The sequence below is a fragment of the Pseudoalteromonas sp. SG44-17 genome (assembly GCF_014164235.1).
GTDB classification, from domain to species: Bacteria; Pseudomonadota; Gammaproteobacteria; order Enterobacterales; family Alteromonadaceae; genus Pseudoalteromonas; species Pseudoalteromonas rhizosphaerae.
In genome coordinates this window covers 1-4164 of sequence record NZ_JACJEV010000050.1, presented here as the reverse complement: position 1 = coordinate 4164, position 4164 = coordinate 1, and the positions used below count along the sequence as shown (strand labels likewise).

Annotated in this window: 2 protein-coding genes; both read right to left on the bottom strand. The window is 41.9% G+C overall.

Translation table 11 applies throughout. The annotated features are described in order from the left end of the window. Nucleotides 1–386: 386 nt before the first annotated feature. Nucleotides 387–782, bottom strand: a complete 396-nt coding sequence (mutT, locus tag H5182_RS20740; protein ID WP_149980579.1) for an 8-oxo-dGTP diphosphatase MutT — start codon at nucleotides 780–782, stop codon at nucleotides 387–389. A gap of 314 nt (nucleotides 783–1096) precedes the next feature. Further along, the gene (gene secA, locus H5182_RS20735) at nucleotides 1097–3805 is read right to left on the bottom strand and encodes a preprotein translocase subunit SecA (protein ID WP_149980578.1); all 2709 of its coding nucleotides are present in this window, start codon (nucleotides 3803–3805) and stop codon (nucleotides 1097–1099) included. Nucleotides 3806–4164 lie beyond the last annotated feature (359 nt).

The following is a 4164-nucleotide window of genomic DNA, read 5'->3' as shown; positions in this document are numbered from 1 at the left end:
GCTGACGCAAAACACCACAACACATTTTAAAACGCGGTGGCAAGCCACTCGCCTACAAGTAATTAATTAAACACCAGAGTAAACTTTAACACCCGTAGGCGTTGAGCTTGCTGACGCACAAACACTACATTTAAAACGCGGTGGCAAGCCACTCGCCTACAAGTAATTAATTAGACACCAGAGTAAAATTTAACACCCGTAGGCGTTAAGCTTGCTGACGCAAAACACCACAACACATTTTAAAACGCGGTGGCAAGCCACTCGCCTACAAGTAATTAATTAAACACCAGAGTAAACTTTAACACCCGTAGGCGTTGAGCTTGCTGACGCACAAACACCGAAACAATATTGAATATCGCGGTGGCAAGCCACTCGCCTAGGTAAATTTAAACATCCACTTTTATTTTTTCGATAATCTCTACGTTGGCGGCAGGAAAATTGTAATCGTCTAACTTATCAATCGCGACCCATGCACTTTGCTGACCTTCTGCGCCATGGGCTTGGCCGCTAAAATCAGTAACTAAATGCACGTCGAGTTTTACACATTTATCGCCATAATCATGCTCAATAACCATCAGCTCGCTTGAACTATTAATTGTTAAACCTACTTCTTCTTGAAGCTCGCGCTTTAGTGCTTCGAATACGGTTTCGCCAGCTTCTACTTTGCCGCCCGGAAACTCCCACAAACCACCTTGGTGTTTATCGTCAGGGCGCTTACAGATAAATAGTGTGTTATCTGCTTTGATAACCCCCACCGCTACATGCACAATTTTCTTATTCATCGTAATACCTTAATTAAAACCGCGCGGCATAAAGCCGCGCTAATACATAGGTTCAAGGCGCTAGGTCCTCCCCCTTTATTTGCCTCTTAAGCGCAGCGCTCTCTTAACCTCTTTGTGAATAAATCAATTAAACAATTTTTACCACTGAGGCGCTTCGCGCTACACCGAGAAAGTAAAGTTAAGCCTAGCACCTAGTCACTTCCCTAGTACCTTTTTCCTTTAACCTTTTAAAACCCGCGTCTACGCAAATCTAACCTTACAAACAAAAAAAGCGACGCAGGCGTCGCTTTTTAATTGTTAATTATAACATTTGGTTATTTTAACTTACCACAACACTGTTTGAACTTTTGACCCGAGCCACATGGGCAAGGTTCGTTGCGGCCAACTTTTGGCTCTGCGCGTGATGTTACGACCGCACCTTTTGGTGCTTCGCCGCCTACGTGCTCAACTTCTTCATGTTGATATTCACGAGGAGCATTTTCACTTTGGCGGTGTTGCTCTTCGATTTTTTCAACATCTTCTTCAGCACGTACTTGTACTTTACTTAAAATACTAACTACATCAATTTTCAGGTTCTCAAGCATTTCAGAGAACAACTCAAACGACTCACGCTTGTACTCTTGCTTAGGATTCTTTTGCGCGTAGCCACGTAAATGAATACCTTGGCGAAGGTGATCCATCGCAGCAAGGTGATCTTTCCAATGTTGATCCAAGCTTTGTAGCATGATTGCTTTTTCAAACTGACGAAGTACAGAATCGCCAACTTGTTGCTCTTTCTGTTTGTAAGCTTGCTCTACTGACTCTTCAATACGCTCACGTAACTTTTCTTCGTAAAGTTTGTTATCGTCAGCTAACCATTGTGTAATCGGTAACTCAATTAAGAAGTCTTGTTTTAAGCGCTCTTCAAGGCCCGGAATATCCCACATTTCAGCTAAACTTTGTGGTGCAATATATTGGTCAATAGTGTTGCCCAATACGTCGCCACGAATAACCGTGATCGTCTCTGAAATATCGCCTTCTTCAAGCAACTCATTACGTTGTGAGTAAACAACACGACGTTGGTCGTTTGCTACATCATCGTATTCAAGCAACTGTTTACGCACATCAAAGTTACGTGCTTCAACTTTACGTTGCGCGTTTTCAATGGCACGATTAACCCATGGATGCTCAATCGCTTCGCCACGTTGCATACCTAGTTTACGCATCATATTAGTCATGCGTTCACCAGCGAAGATACGCATTAATGCGTCATCCATCGATAGATAAAAACGGCTTGAACCGGCGTCACCTTGACGGCCAGAACGACCACGTAACTGGTTATCGATACGGCGTGATTCGTGACGCTCAGTACCAATGATATGTAAACCACCAGCAGCAATTACTGCATCATGGCGAATTTGCCACGCTTCTTTAATCGCTTTGATTTGCTCATCAGTTGGGTTTTCAAGTTTTTCAACTTCGCTATTCCAGTTACCGCCTAACACGATATCAGTACCACGACCAGCCATGTTAGTTGCGATTGTTACTGTGCCTGGTAAACCAGCATCGGCAACGATGTCTGCTTCTTGGGCATGGAATTTAGCATTAAGTACGTTGTGCTTGATTTTTTCTTTACGTAAAAATTGCGATAAATATTCAGAGCTTTCGATTGAAATCGTACCCACCAATACTGGCTGGCCGCGCTCTTGGCAATCTTTAATATCGATTAGAATGGCTTCGTATTTTTCTTCTTGCGTTAAGTAAACTAAATCAGCGCGATCTTCACGGATCATCGGCTTATTAGTTGGCATAACAACAGTATCTAGACCATAGATTGACTGAAACTCAAATGCTTCAGTGTCGGCAGTACCGGTCATACCTGCAAGGGTATCGTAAATACGGAAGTAGTTTTGGAATGTAATTGACGCTAACGTTTGGTTTTCGTTTTGAATTTTTACATTTTCTTTTGCTTCAACAGCTTGATGCAAACCTTCAGACCAACGACGCCCTTCCATTGTACGGCCAGTGTGTTCATCAACAATGATTACTTCGTTTTCTTTTACAACGTAATCAATGTCTTTTTGATACAGCTTATGGGCACGTAATGCCGCATAAATATGGCTAAGCAGGGTAATACTCGCAGCAGAATAAAGCGAGTCGCCCTCAGCTATCAAACCACGTTCAATCAGTAATTCTTCAACTTTAATTTGACCACGTTCAGTTAAATGAACTTGCTTGGCTTTTTCATCAATAGTGAAATCACCATCGCCTTCAATACCTTCTTCGTCTTCTTTCTCTTGTAACTCAAGAAGCGGAACTATGGTATTGATTTCAGCATACAGCTGCGAACTGTCTTCAGCGGGGCCGGAAATAATCAGTGGAGTACGGGCTTCATCAATTAAGATCGAGTCAACTTCATCGACTACCGCATAGTAAAGTGGACGTTGTACGCGTTCGTTAATGCTAAACGCCATATTGTCACGCAGGTAATCAAAACCAAATTCGTTATTAGTACCGTAGGTAATATCAGCGGCGTAGGCTTCTTTTTTCTGTTGCGGCATCATACCCGGTACGTTACAGCCAACAGTTAAACCTAAAAATTCAAATAATGGGCGGTTAGTTTCAGCATCGCGCTTAGCAAGGTAGTCATTCACAGTAATTACGTGAACACCTTTACCTGTAATACCACGTAAGTATGCTGGTAAACTTGCGGTAAGGGTTTTACCCTCACCAGTACGCATTTCTGCGATGCGGCCTTGGTGTAAAACCATACCACCGAGCAACTGCACGTCAAAGTGACGCATACCATTTACACGTTTTGATGCTTCACGTACCACAGCAAATGCTTCTGGTAGAATGTCATCAAGACCTTGTCCGTTATCGTAACGCTCTCTAAACTCTGCTGTTTTGGCTTTTAAATCTTCGTCTGAAAGCGCTTCAAGTTGCGTTTCAAGCGCGTTGATCAGCGCGACCGTCTTTCTTAAATTTTTAATAGTGCGGTCATTGCGACTACCAAAAATCTTGGTAAATAAATTAGATATCATGATAAAACCGTTACAATGTGTTCTTTGCTAGCCGAGTATCAGCTAACCCATTTTTATAATTACTAATTAATAGATTACTCACACGAGCACATATTAATTAGCAATTTCGAGAAACGTTGTGAAATACAGCGTTCAATACGTGCGCTACTATACCAGACTCTGCGAAACATCAAACCATCGCGTAGTTAAGATATCAGTTTTCTGCAAGAAAATTTAAAATAAGCCGTAAACATAACTTTAATTAAGACTATAAAATTATATTAACTATGAAGATATGGAGGTGGATAAAAGAAAATCAAGGGGAGTATAAGAACTTAGGTTCTAGGTTCTAGGTTCTAGGTTCTAGGTTCTAGGCTCTA

Excerpts from the sequence above, each read along its gene's own strand:
- mutT (WP_149980579.1), bottom strand. The coding sequence starts at position 782 with ATGAATAAGAAAATTGTGCATGTAGCGGTGGGGGTTATCAAAGCAGAT.
- secA (WP_149980578.1), bottom strand. The coding sequence starts at position 3,805 with ATGATATCTAATTTATTTACCAAGATTTTTGGTAGTCGCAATGACCGC.